The organism is Calditerricola yamamurae, from assembly GCF_054654135.1.
Genome location: NZ_BAAIFH010000006.1, coordinates 649,111 through 664,295 on the forward strand (window position 1 = coordinate 649,111; position 15,185 = coordinate 664,295).

Sequence of the window (15,185 nt, forward strand, 5' to 3'; positions counted from 1 at the left end):
AATTTCGAAGGAAGGGAGCAATAAAATGAGCCCCGCTACAGGGCTCATTCGATCCGCTCCAGATTGCCGTTTTCGTCCATGCGGAACACTTTCTGCTCGACCGCTTCCCCGTCCTGCAAAAGGGCCATTTTGCGCGCGCGGTTCATGATCTGGATCAGCGTCTTGTAGTCATCGTTCATGGCGTGAAAGTCGGCGCGCATGTTGGACAGCTCGCCGCGTAGCCGTTCATTCTCGTCCTGGAGCTGTTTGAGCACCGTCTCCTTTTCCTGCAGCTCCTTCTCGAGGTGTTTGACTCGCCTTTGCCATTCCTGCACAGCCTGCCGCTGCTGGCGCAGAAAGCGAATGACCGCATCGTATGAAATCGAATCCGCCGCCTCTCCTTCCTCCCGCTGCTCGCGGGATGCCCGCGACTTCTTGAGCTGTTGCCGCTGCGCCTTGGCCATCCGAATCGCTTCCTCGTACTGCTTGCGCACCGTGTTGTTCCAGCGGAACCCACAGGCCGCCGGAGTTCGTCCCAGCCGTTGCGCCGCTTCTTCAAATGCTTTCAACTGGGTGCTGCCCTCTCGGATATGGCGAAGCGTCACCTCAGCAAGCAGCAGGTCATCATCGGCCGTCCAGGCATCCTGTCTCGTCCCAGGCAACGCCATCCTCCTCCCGAAACGCCGCAGGCGGTGCGCCTTGCACCCGCCGTGTCCGTCTATTCTCGTAATACGTGCCGTTTTTTCTAGTATAAGTTATGCCCGCCCGGACGCAGATTATACGAGGAGAACGGCCGATTCGGCACAAACATCACACAGTTTTCGTTTACACCCGTTTCCTCCCTTGCTATAATGGACAACGTGAACCGACGGATGGCCAAACGCCACAAAGGAGGGACCGCGCATGGCACGGATGTACCGGGTGCTGGCCTTCTGGACGCTGGTGATCGGGCTCATGTTCGCCTGGGGTGAGCTGTGGGGCCCCGCCATCCTGTTCTTCGCCCAGACGGCCGTGTTCCTCACGGTGAGCTACATGGGACTGTCGGAGCGCGCCTACCTGCTCATCTTCTGGGGCTACATGATCCTCGCCTTCACCGGCATCCTGTACTGGTCGTTTTTCCGGTTGGAGCCCGGCCAAAGCGAGCAGGCCCTGTCCACCCTGCTGGCCACGTTGGAAAGAGGTGTTGGTTAACCGACACCTCTTTTTTTCATGTCTTGAAGAAACGCGAGAGCGTCCGGCGCGTCTCCCTTGGCCATGAGCAAAACGCGAAACCGCTCGCCCATGCCCCCACCGAGCACCAGATGGCGAATGGCGCGGTTCTGCCGCGCGGCCGGGCTAAAGGGGTCCGCGCCGGGCGCTTCGAGGTACTTCAGAATGCCGCAGGCGATAAGAAAGGCGCCTTGCGTCCCGTACCACACGGTGCGCCAGCCGGCCTCGGCTCCCCACTCCATGATGTCGGAGAAATCGACGTCGGCGGTGAGGTCCTGCTCTCCGGGGCGCGCCAAGACCGCCTCCGTCACCGCATGTCGCCAGAAGGCGCGCAGCGTCCCGCGCACCCGCTCGGGCGTAATCCGTTCCGCCGTTGTTCCCCCGTAGTCGATGAGCAGCAAAAACCCGCGTGCGATCCCTTCCCCCCACGCACGAAGCGCCGCGCGCGCCGACGCGTGCACCTCGACGCGTTGCCCCTCGGCCACGTCGCCGCCCGTTGCGCGCAACCGTGCGCGCAGCCGCTCCCAATGCGCCAGCATCTCCGCGTCGGTGCACGGACGCCACACCTCGACAAACCGCCCGCCGTCCCATCCCACGTGCAGCTCCTCCACCGTCCCGCCGACCCGGCGCAGGACGCGCACCGGAAGAGCATCCAGGACTTCGTTCGCCACAAGGACCGCCTGTCCCGCTCCGCCGACCACGTCGGCCACCGTATCTCCCCACCGGACCTGCCGGCGATGGACAGCGAGCGTTTCCGCCTGGGCGCGGCGGAGGGTCGGGCTGCGTTCCACGATGCCGTACAGCACATCCGGGTAAACATCGGGATGCTCGGCTTGCAGCGCGTCGAGCACAGCGCGGGCCAGGGCCCCGGTTCCGGCTCCGATTTCGACGAGCGGGGCCCCGCCCAGCGCGTCGCGCATCGCGTGCAGTGCGCTGGCCAGAGCTTTTCCGAACACCGGATGCGCCGCGGGCGCGGTGTAAAAATCGCCGGAACGCCCGATCTTGTCCCCGGCGCGCAGATAGTATCCACCCTGCGGGTCGTAAAGGCACGCCTCCATAAACGCGGCAAAGGAAAGGGGCCCGTCCTCACGGATGCGGGCCGCCAAGCGGTTCGCCAAATCGACATCCTTCACCTTTTTTCCTCTCCCGCTGACACGTTTTCTTGACAGGTTAGACAAGCTTCGCTACAATTATGCCAGATACACAATCCCCCACCCAACAAAACGACCTCCCCCGGAACAACCTTCCCCATCTCGCGGAAGGTTGTTTTCTTTTTGGGCTCGCACCGGCCGGATCACCGGCCCGGGGTGTGGGTATCGCTTCCGGAACCGGTGATCCGTTCCCCAGTGTAGACAGCCGGCCGATGTGCCATACCGTCTCAGCGCAAGATGCCCGTCACGAAGGGATTGGTGTCCTTTTCCGCGCCAACCGTCGTACGCGGGCCGTGTCCCGGCCACACGACGGTCTCGTCGGGCAGGGTGAGGATCTTATCCTGAATGCTTCTCATCAGCGTCGTGTAGTCGCCGCCGGGGAGGTCGGTGCGGCCGATGGATTGTGCGAACAACGTGTCCCCCCCGAAGAGATGGCCGTCGACCAAAAATGAACAGCTACCCGGCGAATGCCCCGGCGTGTGCAAAACCGTCAAGGTCATTCCGGCCAGGTTGAGGATCTCACCGTCTTCCAGCTCCCGTTCCGCCGGACGGGCACGCATTTCCCCAAACATCGGCCACAGGCCGGACCCGTTTTTCATCGGGTCATGCAGCCACGTCTGCTCGGCAGGATGAATGTAGACCGGGGCACCTGTCGCCTCCCGCACCTCCTCGAGTCCCCCCATGTGATCAAAGTGGGCATGGGTGAGAAGGATCGCCTCCACGGTGTATGGTTTCACCGCGGCAATAAGCTCGTCGGGGTACATGCCGGCATCCACCACAACAGCCCGCCCCTCGCGCTCGTTCACCAGCACGTAGCAGTTGGTCTGCAGCGGGCCGAGCACAAAGGAAAGGATTTCCACGTCGCACGGCCTCCTTTTTTTGAACCTTTCGGCGTTTTTTCCGGCATTGTCCGTACGCTGCTCTTATTTTACACTAACGAGGAGACCAATCAACCCAAACGCGCTTTGGTAGCAAAGGAGCCGATGTGATGAACCCGCTTTCTGACATTGCCATCACACCGTCGACGTGGTACCCCCTTTACCAGCGGTACGCGTTCGCCGCCGGTCCCTACAGCCCGTACATCGGCGCAGCGCTGCCCGATCTGCTCGCCCGGCTCGACGGCGAGGCCATCGAGTCGACCGGCGCCCCGATCGGAAATTCCGCCTCGCCGGCCAACATGGTGGACAACCTGCGCCATGCCCTTCCGGACTGGGACCCGTCACCCTCCCATCTGCTCCTCGTTGACGTCACGGCGGACGAAGGCGTTCACATGGCGCATGCCTTGCTCGCCCAGCGCACCTTTCCCGTCCTCGCGTGGCCCGGGCCCTTCGGATCGGACGCGGCGCGCACCGAACTAGCCCGGCGCCTCGTCCCCCTCTTGTCGGCGGCCGCCGAGGCCACCTGCTGGGGGTACGCCCTCCTTCTGGACCGTGGGCGGCTCAGCGCCGGACGCTTCCTCACCGAGGATGACTTGCCGACGGAAGAATGGCTGCAACAGGCCCAGGTCGATACCGTAACGGTGTGGACCCGCGAGATGACGGACGACCTGGCCACCTACCTGTACTACTTGGAGCGTTACGGCTTTGCGGTTCGCCGCCAAGCCATCCCCTTGATGCGGGAGGATCGGGAATGAAATACGTGCGCGACGCAATGTGGAAACCCCAGAGTGATGCCTCCACCGCCTGCCATGCCCGCTGGCTGACGCTGGGCGCCTTTGTGCACCCCTCCCGCCGCCGCTTCTGGTACGTGCCGCGGCGACGGGAGATTGCCCTGTTCGTGCAGCTGGCCCAGCACGTCATCGGCCGGACCGATCCCCTCGTCGTCGACGTGGGGTGCGGGCTCGGCCTTATGAGTTACCTGCTCGCGCAAGAAGGGTGCCGGGTGATCGCCCTTGACGCCTCCGCCCCCGCCTTGGACGCGGCTCGGGCGCTGTATGGCGACCATCCGCGCATTACCTTCGTGCAGGGGGACGTAGCCGAATTGCCCCATCGCTGGGGGCACGAAGCTGACGCGTTGTTCGTGTCATGGGTCCCCCCTTACAGCCGCTGGGGGGCGTTCCTGTTCGGCTCCGACGCTCCTCTCGTCTATGTGGTTGGCGAACCCGAAGCGACGGGGTCCGCGTCTTCGGCAGAGATGGGCCGATACGTTCGCGTGCTTTCCTACCGCACGCCCGCATGGCACGAGGTCCTGGGCTGGTTGGCCCTCCTCGCGCGCGGCGAGCGGCCTGATCCCGACACGGCCCTGACAGCTTCAAACCAGCACCAGCTGTTCCTGCGCGCCGACCAGGAGGCGCCGCCGTCCTTGGATCTTCCGGCGACGGTGCCCTACCCGTGGGAAGCGGAACTGGACGCCCTCGGCCTGGTGCCCGGCACCCCGACAAGGGACGGCGTCATTTGGCCCTATTGATGGCCGGGTCTGCACCCTTAAAGCAAGTCTGCCGCCAGTTGGGCCAACGCGGAGCGTTCACCTTTTTCAAAACGAACGTGTCCGCTGAGGGGCTGCTCCTTGAACCGCTCGACCACATAGGTGAGCCCATTGCTGTAGGCGTCGAGGTAGGGATGGTCGATCTGGTGCGGGTCGCCCATCAGCACGATTTTGCTTCCCTCGCCCACCCTCGTCAGGATCGTCTTCACCTCGTGTCGCGTGAGGTTCTGCGCTTCATCGATGAGGATAAACTGGTTGGCAATGTTTCGTCCGCGAATGTAGGTCAGCGCCTCTACCTGGATGCTGCCCATCCCGTCCAGGATGCGGTCCAGGTCGCGGCGCTGCTTTGCATTAAACAAATATTCTAAATTATCGTAAATCGGTTGCATCCACGGGCGCAGTTTTTCCTCCTTCTCTCCCGGCAAATACCCGATGTCCTTGCCCAGAGGCACGACGGGACGCGCGACGAGGAGCCGCTGGTAACGCCGTTCTTCCTCCACCTTGTGCAGGGCGACGGCCAGCGTCAACAGCGTCTTTCCGGTTCCGGCCTTTCCGGTCAGGGTGACAAGGGGAATCTCGTCATCCAGCAACAGGGATAGGGCCATCTTCTGCTGCACATTCCGGGGTCGAATCCCCCATACCGGCTCCTGGCTGGACGGCAGGAGGTGCGCCCATTCGCACCCGGCGGACACGCGCACCACGGCTGAGGCGGAACCGCCGGCCAGGCTGCGGAGGATGAGGAATTGGTTGGGGTACAACCTCGTGCTCGATGAGGCAAGCTGGGCGGTGGGCACCTTGCCGTGCTGGTACAGCACGTCGAACACGTCCGGTTCCACGTAGATCGCGGCATACCCGGCATACAAGGCGTCGTCCTGAACCACCCGGTCCGAACGGTAATCTTCCGCCCGCAATCCCAACGCGTCTGCCTTTACCCGCACCAACGCATCCTTGCTGACGAGGATCACCGGCGGCGGCGGATCGTGCTTGGCCGCCTCTTCCTGGAGGTTGAGGGCAACGGACAAAATGCGGTTGTCGTTGGTCGCTTCCAGGAAAATTTCCTGCATTTTGGCAAAAGATCGGTGATTCAGTTCGACCCGCAACCGCCCGCCATTTTCGAGGGGCACGCCGCTGTGCAGCGGGCCGCGGGCCCGCAGACTGTCGATGAGGCGGGACACCGTCCGCGCATTGCGGCCAAGCTCGTCCATGAGCCGTTTTTTGGCGTCCACTTCCTCCAACACGACGGCCGGGATCACCACCTCGTTTTCGTTAAACGCGAAGATAGCCCGCGGATCGTGCAACAGGACGCTGGTATCGAGCACGTAAATTTTCAATCCTTTCGCCCCCTACAGAACAAATGGTCAAACCCCCTTGCCCATCCACCCCTAGTACAGCGTAGTATAGCGTATGCCGTTCTATACGGCTTGGATTGGATGCCGCGCGCATTCCCAATACATGAACAAAAATCCCCCGGCCCATACTACAACCGACAAGGACTCCGCAGGAAAGGACGATCCCGGTATGCGAAACCTCCTCGTCATCGGCCTGTTGATGGTCGCCCTTGCCGGCTGTCGACCGGCCAACGAACCGCCCGCCAACGAAGCGGTTCCTCCCCAGGCACCGAACGAAGACGTCCGTGTGCGCCAGACACAACCGGCAGCACCGAAAAACCAGAGTGCGCAAGCCACGGCCGAGCGGCTGGTCCGCCTGGCGGTAAAAGTTCCCGGTGTGCAGGACGCGACCGCCGTGGTGGCCGGCAAGTTTGCCGTCGTGGGAATCGACGTCAGCGCCACGCTGGACCGCTCCCGAGTGGGCACCATCAAGTACACCGTGGCCGAAGCCCTGAAAGAAGACCCTCAGGGGGCCAACGCCATCGTCACGGCCGATCCGGACATTGTCCAGCGGTTGCGTGAGATGGCCGCCGACATTCGCCGGGGGCGGCCCATCGGCGGCGTCGCCGAGGAATTGGCCGACATCGTCGGTCGGATCGTTCCCCAACCGACACGGGAAGTGGAACGGCGCGAACGGCCCGCCGATCGCGAATCACAAGAGCGGTTGAATCAAACCCCGGAACCGAAACCACCGGGTCGCTGACGCCCTGTCCCGCAGGAAAACAACCGATGCCCAAACACAAAAGCCCAGTCGGCCCATGCACCGACTAGGCTTTTTTCATCGCTTCCAGTACCTGCTGATCCAGTTTGGCCGCCGCCTGCGGGTTGTAGGTCTTCTCATACCGGGGCTCGACAGCGACCTTCGCCCCATAGAACATGACGTCGCGTACCTCGGATACAGCGACCTCCACCAGCGCCAGCTTGAGGGGCACCCCCTCCATCGTCTCCTGCAGGATGCGCGCCTCGCCGGAAATGGACAAGATCGATTCGTGGGCAAACACGGCCAGCGCCACCCGGCTGTTTCGCCGCACATTCTCCACGATCCGCGAGCGGTTGGCCACGGCAAACCGCACGCGACGTGCATCCGGCGCGTACACCCACGAGATGGCGCTGACGTTTGGCGCGCCCGTTTCGTCAACGGTCGCCAAGAGCACGAGATGCTCCTTGGCCAGCAGCGTTACCAGTTCCGGGGTCAACGACGTCGAAAGCGGTTCGGTCATGGGCGCCCTCCTCCCCTGCGCGGTTTCCTCTAGTTTACCATAGATGGCGATCCCGCTCCACAGATGGGCTGCCCGCTCTCGCTCACGGCTTCTGCGCCGCCGTCACCATCTTCCCGGCCAGTTCGGCCTGGAGAATGTGGCTGACACGGTCGAGGGTGTCACGCGGAATGATGGTGAATCCGGAATCGCGGTCCCAATAGGTACCGTCGAGGGTCAGACTGAAGATATCCTCGTCCTTCATGCTGCGGAAGGTCCACGCCAGCGCTTTCATCTGCGACGGTGTCAGGTCGGTGCGAATGTGTTCGCCGGCCACATCCAGAAGCTCGGCGAGGGCTGTTAACACGCCGATGGATTGGGCCTTTTCCACCAACGCGCGCAACACCTTCTGCTGGCGCACATTGCGTTCAAAGTCATTGGAGTAGTATCGCCAGCCGCGGTCGTCCAAGCGGTGGCGAACGTAACCAAGCGCCTCCTCGCCATCGAGGTGCTGGAACCCTTTCTTCAGGTTGATGCGCGTCCCATCCGTTGGGTCATGATAGACAAGGTCACGCTCCACCTCAATGTCGACTCCGCCGAGGGCGTCAACGGCCTTCACAAAGCCCTCAAAATCGATCAGCACGTAGTAGTCAATCGGGATATCTAGGAGCCGGCCGACGGTTTCCTTGGCCATCGTCGGACCGTCTACCTCGGGCACCTCGCCGCGCTGCAGGGCCCGTTCCTTCTTCCATTCGCCGTAGGCGAAGGCGTAGTTGGCTTTGTGTGGCGCGCGCAGCCCGGGAATCTTCACCTTGGTATCTCGCGGAATCGACACCAGCGTTACCTTGTGCATCTTCGGATTGACCACGCCGACGATGATGACATCCGTGTTCAGCGATCCCGTCTCGGCACGCGTATCTTTCCCCAGCAACAGCACGGCAAACGGCTTTTCGGTAATGCGGCTGTCGGTTGGTATGCTCACCACGGACGTCCCCGGTGGCGACGGCTGGGTGATCTTCTGCAGCGCACGTTCCATTTTCCAATACAAATACCCGGCATAGGCCCCGACGGATAGAATGACCATAAGGAAAAACGAGAGCAGTACCTTTGGCCATCTCCGGCGCCGCTTTCGACGTGACGGTACTTGAACGGGCTGAGCGGCCACCGCCATACGCCTTCACCTCCAACTGCCGATTTGCACAATTCCGTTTCCGGTGCCCCATATGAGATGCGTTTTCCCTGCTCGCCTACCCCGAAGGAGGACAGTTTCATGCGACGCTCCGACGATGTCCGCGAATTGCTCGATACGCTTGATGTCCTTGCCGAGCGGCTCGAGGCGGTGGAAGGCCTGCACAACCGCCTGGAACGCTTGGCCCTCGCGGCCGAACGCGTGCGCCTGGGTGAAGTGTTGCTCAACTATACGCGGCCGCGGCGGATTTTCTGGCTTCATTTTCTCAGCGGGCTGTCCCGCGGGCTGGGCCTGACCGTGGGCACGGCCATCGTCATCGGCATCGCCGGCTATGTGCTGAGCCAATTTGTCAACGTGCCGGTTATCGGCGAAAAAGCGGCCCACGTGCTCGAGTGGATCGAGTACTACCGTGCCCAGTATCACGAGCCCTTTTCTCCCTGACCGGCGCACGTGGTATACTGGGGTGGGCAATCCGCCCGAGCCCGAATTCGCGGTACGAAAGGAGCGACCCTGCATGCGCGTCACGTGTTTTCTGTGTGACCGCGTGGACGAGATCGACGACAACAGCCTGCTGGCCAAGCGGATCCGCAACCGTCCCCTCACCACGTACCTCTGCCCGGCCTGCCACGACCGCATTGCCCAAAAAACGCTGGCCCGCCGGCAACAAAAAGAAGCCCGTGGCGTTGTGCAGGCCGAGAACGAACGAGACGCAGGCGATTCCGCCAGTCACACAAATGGACGACCGTGATGGTTTCAGTCACGGACCGGCTTTTCCAGTTCCATCACGTCGCGCAACAGCTGTTCCACCGCTTCACGATCAAACCGCTGCAGCCCCCGCTGGCCCCCGGCCACAAAGCGCACCGTGTACATCGTCTCGTCGACGGTAACCTCCAGGTGGTCGACGCGGTGATCGCGCCGCAGCAGGTCTTCAAAAAATTCTCGCGTCTCGGCCGCGGCCCGATCGCCGGGCCGGGCATCGGACAGCACCTTGCTCTGCAGCCAGTTGAAGAGGGCATCCGCACGGTTCATGCAGTGGGTTCCTCCCGCTTGCGACGCTCGGATGCGCGCCGCCGGATTTGTACCACCGTCAGCAAGGCCACACCTACGAGGAGTGCGGCGACGATCGGCAGCCCGAGGGCATAGAGAACGGTCAGCGGTATACAGCCGATGGCCAGCAGCAGGTACACGATCACCGTCTTGAGCAGCGGCAGTTTGCGCGCAAAGCCAAGGTTATAGATGATGACGGTCAACACCAGAATGACCGCGTAGGCGTGGTCACGTACAAACGCCGCAACGGCCTCCCACGCCGCGATTCCCACCGGTCGTTCACTCCCTTTCCGCAAGCCACGAACGCAACAGCGCGATCTCCTCGGCGTACTCCCCTTCTTCCTCCACCGGCGTCTCCAACACCGCCGGCAGATGGGCGAGGGGTTCGGCAAGCAGGAACCGTTTCAGGGCATCGGCGCCGATTTCCCCGCGGCCAATTTTTTCGTGCCGATCCTTGCGGCTGCCGAACGGCGCCTTGCTGTCATTGACGTGGATGGCGACCAGGTGGTCGAGGTAGCCGGTCTCCTCCATGGCCCGCACCAGCTCGTCCACCGTGTGCCCGTTCCACAACCCCGCAGCAAAGGCATGGCACGTGTCGAAGCAAAAGCCGACGCGCTCGGGGTGCCGCGTCGCTGCGCGCACCTCCAGCAGGGTCTCAAACGTCTGCCCCAGCTCCGACCCTTGCCCCGCCGTGTTTTCCAGGAGCAGCTTGGTCGGACCCTCGTACAGCTCGAAAATGGCGTCGATCGCCTCCACCATGCGCCGCAGCCCATAGGCTTCGCCCTGGCCGACATGCTTGCCGCAATGCACCACGGCTCCCACAGCGCCGTACGCTTCGGCGATCCGCAGGTCCTCGGCGATGGAACGGACGGTGACATTCCACAGCTCGTCATCCGGCGTGGACAGATTGGTCACATAGGGTGTGTGCGCAACGAGCACCATCCCGTGCTCGCGGCAGTATGCCACGCCCTCTTCCGCATCGCGCGGGTCGATCTTTTTGCTGCGCAGGCCGCGCGGATTTTTCGTAAAGATTTGAAAGGCATCCGCCCCCAGGGCTCGCGCGTTTTTCGCCGCCTGGGCGAAGCCCTTAGCAACACTCACATGGCACCCGATCTTCACGTCCTCACCTCAATTGCCCGTCCCTCTGGTTTCGGGGCCGTTTCGGCCTCGTGTTGGTGCGAACCCGCACCGCCTCATTGCACATCTTCTATTAATGTAGCGTGTTCTACGGCCATCCGACAAGAGAAAACCCGAAATTTGTCTAAAACGGTCGTACAATCATCAAATTCGGCCGTTCAGCAGCCGCCTGCCATTTTCCCACACTGTCCGCCGCACGGCCGCCTCGTCAAGCCCCAACAGCGCGGCGACGGCCGCTCCAACACGCGGAATCCACGCCGGCTCGGCCGGCTGTCCGTCAAAGGGCCACGGCCCGTCGGTCTCCAGCAACAGTTGCGCAAGCGGCACGCGTCGCACCAGGTCCCGGTCGCGCGCGCGCACCAGCACGTCGGGCGTGACGGAAACGAAATACCCCTCGCTTAGGATGCGCGCCAGCACGTCGGGCTCCGCCTTGAGCCAGTGGAAATGGGCCCGCGCCACACCGGCGCGGCGGAGACGCTCCAGCGCGATGGACGCCCCATGGTAGACGGCGTGCAGGAGCACCGGCTTACCCAGCCGTACGGCGGCATCGAGAAAGGCGTCCAGCACCTCGACGGCCTCCCACGGGGGCCGGGCGCGCTCGGTTTCCGGCAGGATGTAATGCGGCAAGCCCACCTCGCCCACCGCGTCCACCTCGTCGGCGTGGGCCTCGAGCAGTTCGAGCACACTTTCCACCTCGTCGCGGTTCCATATCTTCCGCTCGGGATGCAGCCCAAAGGCAATGCCGACGCGGCCGGGAAAACGCCGCTTGAGGGCGAGCAGGCGGCGGCAGGAAGCAGCGTCGGTGGCCACGGCCAGAAGAAAGGCCACGCCCGCCGCCCGGGCACGCGCGAGCACCGCCTTGGGATCGCTGTAGCGGTCGAGGTGCACGTGGGCATCCCACCACGGGCTTGCGGGGCAGTCGCCGCAACGGTCGCCTGTCGGGGAACCCTTCTCCTCGCCGCCAGGTAAAGGCGCTTCCGGCGCAAAAAAGGCCCCGGTCATTTGCCGGGGCCCGAAGGCCGTGTCCGTCTGTCGCATCACCATGCGCTCACCCCCGCCGGCGTCCCTTGACGAGGAGGGCATGGTCCACCTTGATGCACCGGTCCATCACCACGACCAGCCCGCCCTCCTGGGCAATGCGCGCCGCCTCCTCGTTGTACACACCCTCCTGCAGCCACAAGGCCTTGGCGCCGATTTTCACCGCTTCCTCGGCGACAGGGACGGTGTGCTCGCTGCGCCGAAAGACGTTGACGATGTCGACCGGCTCGGCAATCTCCGTCAGGGAGGCGACAGCCCTTTCACCCAGCACTTCCGTCACGTTGGGATTGACGGGGATAATGCGGTAACCCGCCGCTTGGAGCGCAGCGGCAATCTGATGGCTCGTCCGCTCCGGGTTGTCGGAGAGGCCCACCACGGCGATGGTTTTCGCCTCTTCCAGGAGTCGGCGGCGGACGTCATCGGGGGGATTGTGAAAGGCCATGGGGATTCCTCCTTTCCGCCCGTCTGCACGCCCGGCCCTGCGCGCGGGTGCGCAGCGGGCAGGCGTCCTCACTTGAAGACCGGGTCGGCCAGTTCAGCCAGCCGCTCGAAGGACGACTTTTCCACGTCCTCGTGCAGGCTGTTGCCGTGGGCGTCCATTGTCACCACGGCGGCAAAGTTTTTCACCCGCAGGAGCCACATGGCCTCGGGAATGCCGAATTCCTCGAGGAAGTGCACCCCTTCGACCGCCTCGACGCAGTCGGCGTAGTACTGCGCCGCGCCGCCGATGGCGTTGAGATACACCGCCCCACATTCCTTGAGGGCCGCAAGGGTTTTCTTGCCCATTCCGCCCTTGCCGATTACGGCGCGGATACCAAACTTGCGGATGATGTCCGCCTGGTAGGGCTCTTCGCGGATGCTCGTCGTCGGGCCGGCCGCCTTGACCTGCCAGTTGCCCGCCTCATCCTTGATCATCACCGGACCGCAGTGATAGATCACGCCGCCGCGCAGGTCCACCGGGCTGTCGTGGTCGACCAGATACTTGTGCAGCGCGTCGCGACCGGTGTAGACGAGCCCGTTCAGAATTACCACGTCGCCGACGCGCAGCTCGCGGACCTGCTCTTCGGTCAACGGCGTCGTGAGCACAACAGTGCGGGTACCGCTTCCGCCCGCGGCGGCCAGGTCGTTCGACACCGCCGGCATCTCCACCTTCTCGTCCCGATACAGCCACTGCTTGATTCTCCCCGTCTGTGCGTCGATGACCACGCCCATGCGGCGGAAGGCCCAGCAGTTGTAGGCCACCGACACGAAGAAACTGGCCGGCAGACGGTTTAGCTTGGTGATCTTGCAGCCGAGGAGCGTCGTCTGTCCGCCAAAGCCCATCGTCCCGATGCCCAGCTTGTTGGCGTGTTCCATGATGTACGCTTCCAGCTCCCGCAGCTGCGGGTCGGGGTTGACGTCGTCAACGGGCCGGAAAAGCTGTTCCTTGGCCGCCTGGTAACCGGTGGTACGGTCGCCGCCGATGCACACGCCGATGAAGCCGGCGCTGCATCCTTGCCCCTGCGCCTGGTAGACGGCATGCAGGATGCACTTGCGCACCCCGTCGAGATCGCGGTTCGCCCGGCCCAGCCCCGGCAGCTCACAGGGCAGGCTGTATTGGATGTTCTTGTTCTCGCAGCCACCGCCCTTGAGCAGGAGGCGCACCTCGATGTCATCGCGTTCCCACTGTTCGAAGTGGATGACCGGCATCCCCGGACCCACGTTGTCACCCGTGTTCTTGCCGGTGACCGGGTCAACGGAATTGGGGCGCAGCTTGCCGTTCTTCGTCGCCTCAGCCACCGCCTCGCGAATCGCCTGCTTCATCTCGATCTGGTTGGCCCCCACCGGGCACTTGATCTCAAAGGTGGGCATCCCGGTATCTTGGCAAAGGGGCGAGACGTTCTCTTCGGCCATGCGGATGTTGTCGACGATGGTCGTCAGGGCCAGAGCCGCGCGCGTCCCGGCATCCTCGCGCTCCTTGGCACGCAGGATGGCCCGACGCACGTCGGCAGGCAGGTTGGTCGACGTCTCGACGATCAGCTCATAGATGCTTTCCTTGAATTGCCGCAGATCCATATGCATACCCCTTTTCCGTAATCTTTCGACGGAAACCGAAGCGGAGTCACATCTTTTCCATTCATCAGTATAGCACAAATTCGCCCCTTTGGCGGTCAGCCGCAATCGCTCAGCTAAAATCTAACCGAAGGGAGACTGGATCACTCACATCGAAATCTTACCGAGGGGGATGTGACGTGACCATGTCTCTCCAAAGCCGTCGCGAATACCTTACGCAAATCCGGAAATGGTATGCCAAAGCCTCGTCCCGAAAAGAAAAGTCGCGCATTCTCGATGAAGTCACGCGCGTGCTGGGGTATCACCGCAAGTACGCTATCCAGGTTCTCAACGGCCCGGAGTGGAAACCCAAACAGATCCGGCGCAAACGGCCCAAGCGGTATCAAGAAGCGCTCCCTGTCATCCGAACCGTTTGGGAAGCCCTTGACTACCCTTGTGCCGAACGCCTCCATCCGGTCCTCCTGCCGACTGCCGAGCATTTAGAACGCCATGGAAAACTTCGCTTAACCTCGCTCATCCGCCAGCAACTCGCCCAAATCAGCCGATCTACGCTCGCTCGGCGCCTGAAGGAATTCGATTCGCCCAAACCCAGACGCTTTATGCGCCCCAAACCCACCAATCGCTTGAAAAGGGACATCCCTGCAGGCCGGCTCCCTTGGAACGAATCCCGCCCCGGCGCCCTGGAAATCGATCTCGTCGAACACAATGGCGGCGACTCGTCCGGCCAGTTCGCCTGCACCTTGTCGGTTACCGACATGGTCACCGGCTACAGCCGCCGCCAGGCCATCCTCGGCAAAAGCCAAAAAGCCGTCTTCGCTGCCTTGGAATCCATCCTCTCGCAGTGGCCTACAGCTGTCCATACCCTCCACAGCGATAACGGTTCCGAGTTCTTGAACCATCATCTCCTCCGTTTCTGCAGGCAAAAAGGAATTGCGTTTATGCGCAGCCGTCCCTACCGCAAAAACGACAACCCCCATGTCGAACAGAAAAACCGCCAGTTCGTTCGCGAGATCGTGGGCTATGCCCGCTACGACACCCCAGAGGCTGTGGAGTGGCTCAACGCCGTCTATGCCCTCCTCGACCCCTACGCCAATCTCTTTTTGCCCACCCGCAAGGTCGTCGAAAAATCCTACGAAGGCAAGCGCATTCGCAAACGCTTCGACCAAGCCCGCACGCCTTTCCAACGCCTGATCGAAAGCGGCGCCTTAAAACCGGAGATGGAACACGTGCTCAAGGCTCAGTTTGAAACGCTCAACCCGCTCGATCTTCATGATCAGCTCGAAAAAATCGTGGCTCGGGGTCCTTGGGCTCCCTCCCCCGAGCCACCTAACCAAGAACCTCTTGAGGTCGGGTAGACCTCAACTCCATTTTCCTA

General features: G+C 62.7%; 19 protein-coding genes. 7 read left to right on the forward strand and 12 right to left on the reverse strand.

What is annotated here, in order from left to right:
• Positions 1-44: 44 nt before the first annotated feature.
• Positions 45-641 (reverse strand): RsfA family transcriptional regulator, encoded by a 597-nt coding sequence (locus tag ACYQ0Z_RS09490; protein ID WP_459867245.1) that lies wholly within the window; start codon positions 639-641, stop codon positions 45-47.
• A 241-nt stretch (positions 642-882) separates the two neighbouring features.
• Between ACYQ0Z_RS09490 and ACYQ0Z_RS09495 the strand changes: the two genes are divergently transcribed.
• Positions 883-1,170 carry a DUF2626 domain-containing protein gene (locus tag ACYQ0Z_RS09495; protein WP_459867248.1) on the forward strand — a complete coding sequence of 96 codons (288 nt, stop codon included), beginning with the start codon at positions 883-885 and terminating at the stop codon, positions 1,168-1,170.
• Here the strand turns inward: ACYQ0Z_RS09495 and ACYQ0Z_RS09500 are convergent.
• Together ACYQ0Z_RS09500 and ACYQ0Z_RS09505 are read right to left on the reverse strand one after the other, a co-directional pair.
• Complete coding sequence (locus ACYQ0Z_RS09500) at positions 1,167-2,321, reverse strand: class I SAM-dependent methyltransferase (RefSeq protein ID WP_459867251.1); 1,155 nt, start codon at positions 2,319-2,321, stop codon at positions 1,167-1,169. The genes ACYQ0Z_RS09495 and ACYQ0Z_RS09500 overlap by 4 nt on opposite strands.
• Before the next feature lie 245 nt (positions 2,322-2,566).
• Positions 2,567-3,199, reverse strand: a complete 633-nt coding sequence (locus ACYQ0Z_RS09505; RefSeq protein ID WP_459867254.1) for an MBL fold metallo-hydrolase — start codon at positions 3,197-3,199, stop codon at positions 2,567-2,569.
• 128 nt (positions 3,200-3,327) lie between these two features.
• Between ACYQ0Z_RS09505 and ACYQ0Z_RS09510 the strand changes: the two genes are divergently transcribed.
• Together ACYQ0Z_RS09510 and ACYQ0Z_RS09515 are read left to right on the forward strand one after the other, a co-directional pair.
• Entirely contained in the window at positions 3,328-3,972 is a 645-nt protein-coding gene (locus ACYQ0Z_RS09510) for a hypothetical protein (protein WP_459867257.1), read from the forward strand.
• Positions 3,969-4,745 carry a class I SAM-dependent methyltransferase gene (locus ACYQ0Z_RS09515; protein ID WP_459867260.1) on the forward strand — a complete coding sequence of 259 codons (777 nt, stop codon included), beginning with the start codon at positions 3,969-3,971 and terminating at the stop codon, positions 4,743-4,745. Before ACYQ0Z_RS09510 ends, ACYQ0Z_RS09515 begins: the two co-directional genes overlap by 4 nt.
• A gap of 17 nt (positions 4,746-4,762) precedes the next feature.
• Here the strand turns inward: ACYQ0Z_RS09515 and ACYQ0Z_RS09520 are convergent, their stop codons facing one another.
• On the reverse strand, positions 4,763-6,094 hold the full coding sequence (locus tag ACYQ0Z_RS09520) for a PhoH family protein (protein WP_459867263.1): 1,332 nt from the start codon (positions 6,092-6,094) through the stop codon (positions 4,763-4,765).
• Positions 6,095-6,281: 187 nt separating this feature from the next.
• On the opposite strand from ACYQ0Z_RS09520, the gene ACYQ0Z_RS09525 reads away from it, so the two are divergent.
• Entirely contained in the window at positions 6,282-6,854 is a 573-nt protein-coding gene (locus tag ACYQ0Z_RS09525; RefSeq protein ID WP_459867266.1) for a YhcN/YlaJ family sporulation lipoprotein, read from the forward strand.
• Between the two features lie 64 nt (positions 6,855-6,918).
• Here the strand turns inward: ACYQ0Z_RS09525 and ACYQ0Z_RS09530 are convergent, their stop codons facing one another.
• Entirely contained in the window at positions 6,919-7,371 is a 453-nt protein-coding gene (locus ACYQ0Z_RS09530) for a pyridoxamine 5'-phosphate oxidase family protein (protein ID WP_459867269.1), read from the reverse strand.
• A gap of 82 nt (positions 7,372-7,453) precedes the next feature.
• Complete coding sequence (locus tag ACYQ0Z_RS09535; protein WP_459867272.1) at positions 7,454-8,518, reverse strand: LCP family protein; 1,065 nt, start codon at positions 8,516-8,518, stop codon at positions 7,454-7,456.
• Positions 8,519-8,617: 99 nt separating this feature from the next.
• On the opposite strand from ACYQ0Z_RS09535, the gene ACYQ0Z_RS09540 reads away from it, so the two are divergent.
• Together ACYQ0Z_RS09540 and ACYQ0Z_RS09545 are read left to right on the forward strand one after the other, a co-directional pair.
• The gene (locus ACYQ0Z_RS09540) at positions 8,618-8,977 is read left to right on the forward strand and encodes a DUF5665 domain-containing protein (protein ID WP_459867275.1); all 360 of its coding nucleotides are present in this window, start codon (positions 8,618-8,620) and stop codon (positions 8,975-8,977) included.
• Positions 8,978-9,050: 73 nt separating this feature from the next.
• Entirely contained in the window at positions 9,051-9,284 is a 234-nt protein-coding gene (locus ACYQ0Z_RS09545; protein WP_459867278.1) for a YlaI family protein, read from the forward strand.
• 5 nt (positions 9,285-9,289) lie between these two features.
• Here the strand turns inward: ACYQ0Z_RS09545 and ACYQ0Z_RS09550 are convergent, their stop codons facing one another.
• The 6 genes from ACYQ0Z_RS09550 to ACYQ0Z_RS09575 form a co-directional block, all read right to left on the reverse strand.
• Positions 9,290-9,565, reverse strand: a complete 276-nt coding sequence (locus tag ACYQ0Z_RS09550; protein ID WP_459867281.1) for a hypothetical protein — start codon at positions 9,563-9,565, stop codon at positions 9,290-9,292.
• Positions 9,562-9,855, reverse strand: a complete 294-nt coding sequence (locus ACYQ0Z_RS09555; protein WP_459867284.1) for a YlaH-like family protein — start codon at positions 9,853-9,855, stop codon at positions 9,562-9,564. The genes ACYQ0Z_RS09550 and ACYQ0Z_RS09555 overlap by 4 nt, the downstream gene beginning before the upstream one ends.
• Before the next feature lie 7 nt (positions 9,856-9,862).
• Positions 9,863-10,702, reverse strand: a complete 840-nt coding sequence (locus tag ACYQ0Z_RS09560; RefSeq protein WP_459867287.1) for a deoxyribonuclease IV — start codon at positions 10,700-10,702, stop codon at positions 9,863-9,865.
• 162 nt (positions 10,703-10,864) lie between these two features.
• Complete coding sequence (locus tag ACYQ0Z_RS09565; protein WP_459867290.1) at positions 10,865-11,764, reverse strand: TatD family hydrolase; 900 nt, start codon at positions 11,762-11,764, stop codon at positions 10,865-10,867.
• 4 nt (positions 11,765-11,768) lie between these two features.
• Positions 11,769-12,200, reverse strand: coding sequence for a CoA-binding protein (locus ACYQ0Z_RS09570; RefSeq protein ID WP_459867293.1), 432 nt, complete (start codon positions 12,198-12,200; stop codon positions 11,769-11,771).
• A gap of 68 nt (positions 12,201-12,268) precedes the next feature.
• Complete coding sequence (locus ACYQ0Z_RS09575) at positions 12,269-13,813, reverse strand: fumarate hydratase (RefSeq protein ID WP_459867296.1); 1,545 nt, start codon at positions 13,811-13,813, stop codon at positions 12,269-12,271.
• Between the two features lie 182 nt (positions 13,814-13,995).
• On the opposite strand from ACYQ0Z_RS09575, the gene ACYQ0Z_RS09580 reads away from it, so the two are divergent.
• Positions 13,996-15,165, forward strand: coding sequence for a DDE-type integrase/transposase/recombinase (locus tag ACYQ0Z_RS09580; RefSeq protein ID WP_459865126.1), 1,170 nt, complete (start codon positions 13,996-13,998; stop codon positions 15,163-15,165).
• Positions 15,166-15,185 lie beyond the last annotated feature (20 nt).

Bases quoted from the DNA above. Each gene is read 5' to 3' on its own strand.
- ACYQ0Z_RS09495 (WP_459867248.1), top strand. From the start codon at position 883: ATGGCACGGATGTACCGGGTGCTGGCCTTCTGGACGCTGGTGATCGGG.
- ACYQ0Z_RS09510 (WP_459867257.1), top strand. From the start codon at position 3,328: ATGAACCCGCTTTCTGACATTGCCATCACACCGTCGACGTGGTACCCC.
- ACYQ0Z_RS09515 (WP_459867260.1), top strand. From the start codon at position 3,969: ATGAAATACGTGCGCGACGCAATGTGGAAACCCCAGAGTGATGCCTCC.
- ACYQ0Z_RS09525 (WP_459867266.1), top strand. From the start codon at position 6,282: ATGCGAAACCTCCTCGTCATCGGCCTGTTGATGGTCGCCCTTGCCGGC.
- ACYQ0Z_RS09530 (WP_459867269.1), bottom strand. From the start codon at position 7,371: ATGACCGAACCGCTTTCGACGTCGTTGACCCCGGAACTGGTAACGCTG.
- ACYQ0Z_RS09535 (WP_459867272.1), bottom strand. From the start codon at position 8,518: ATGGCGGTGGCCGCTCAGCCCGTTCAAGTACCGTCACGTCGAAAGCGG.
- ACYQ0Z_RS09540 (WP_459867275.1), top strand. From the start codon at position 8,618: ATGCGACGCTCCGACGATGTCCGCGAATTGCTCGATACGCTTGATGTC.
- ACYQ0Z_RS09545 (WP_459867278.1), top strand. From the start codon at position 9,051: ATGCGCGTCACGTGTTTTCTGTGTGACCGCGTGGACGAGATCGACGAC.
- ACYQ0Z_RS09550 (WP_459867281.1), bottom strand. From the start codon at position 9,565: ATGAACCGTGCGGATGCCCTCTTCAACTGGCTGCAGAGCAAGGTGCTG.
- ACYQ0Z_RS09565 (WP_459867290.1), bottom strand. From the start codon at position 11,764: ATGGTGATGCGACAGACGGACACGGCCTTCGGGCCCCGGCAAATGACC.
- ACYQ0Z_RS09570 (WP_459867293.1), bottom strand. From the start codon at position 12,200: ATGGCCTTTCACAATCCCCCCGATGACGTCCGCCGCCGACTCCTGGAA.
- ACYQ0Z_RS09575 (WP_459867296.1), bottom strand. From the start codon at position 13,813: ATGGATCTGCGGCAATTCAAGGAAAGCATCTATGAGCTGATCGTCGAG.
- ACYQ0Z_RS09580 (WP_459865126.1), top strand. From the start codon at position 13,996: ATGTCTCTCCAAAGCCGTCGCGAATACCTTACGCAAATCCGGAAATGG.